The sequence below is a fragment of the Pseudomonas sp. NBRC 111130 genome (assembly GCF_001320485.1).
Taxonomy (GTDB): domain Bacteria; phylum Pseudomonadota; class Gammaproteobacteria; order Pseudomonadales; family Pseudomonadaceae; genus Aquipseudomonas; species Aquipseudomonas vlassakiae.
Genome location: NZ_BCBG01000115.1, coordinates 1 through 927, shown reverse-complemented (window position 1 = coordinate 927; position 927 = coordinate 1). Strand labels below are relative to the sequence as shown.

Genomic DNA, 927 nt, shown 5'->3' with positions numbered 1-927 from the left:
TGAAGCCCTGGACGTCAACAAGACCCCAGTCGAAACCGTTATCAGCGACTCCGTCGACACCACCACTGCCACGTTGAGCGCCACCCCAGGCGTCACCGAAGGCGGTGTGATCACTTACACCGTGACGCTGAGCAACCCAGCTCAGACCGCCGTGACTGTCACGCTGAGCAACGGCAAGACCATCACTGTTGAAGCGGGTAAAACCACCGGCAGTGTTGAGTTCCAGACCGAAGCCAACGACGTCTACAACAACGGTTCCACCGTTTCTGTTTCGATCGAAAAAGCCGAAGGCGGCAACTTCGAAGCCCTGGACGTCAACAAGACCCCAGTCGAAACCGTGATAAGCGACTCGATCGACACCACCACCGCCACGTTGACCGCTACCCCAGGCGTTACCGAAGGCGGCGTGATCACTTACACCGTGACTCTGAGCAACCCTGCCCAGACCGCCGTGACCGTGACCTTGTCCAATGGCAAGACCATCACCGTCGATGCTGGCAAAACCGTGGGCTCCGTCGATGTGCCGACGGCCGCTAACGACGTCTACAACAACGGTTCCACCGTTTCGGTTTCGATCGAGAAAGCTGAAGGCGGTAACTTCGAAGCACTGGACGTCAACAAGACCCCAGTCGAAACCGTGATCAGCGACTCGATCGACACCACCACTGCGACCCTCTCGGCCACCCCAGGTGTGACCGAAGGTGGCGTGATCACTTACACCGTGACGCTGAGCAACCCAGCTCAGACCGCCGTGACCGTGACCCTGTCGAACGGCAAGACCATCACCGTCGAAGCCGGCAAGACCGTGGGCAGCGTCGATGTACAGACGGCGGCTAACGACGTCTACAACAATGGTTCCACCGTTTCTGTTTCGATCGAGAAGGCCGAAGGCGGCAACTTCGAAGCACTGGACGTCAACAAGACCCC

General features: G+C 58.8%; 1 protein-coding gene. It reads left to right on the top strand.

Going from position 1 to position 927, the window contains the following annotated elements; genetic code table 11:
* Window positions 1-927, top strand: a 927-nt coding sequence (locus tag APH33_RS27500) for an immunoglobulin-like domain-containing protein (RefSeq protein ID WP_177332449.1), incomplete at both ends; no start/stop codon positions are given.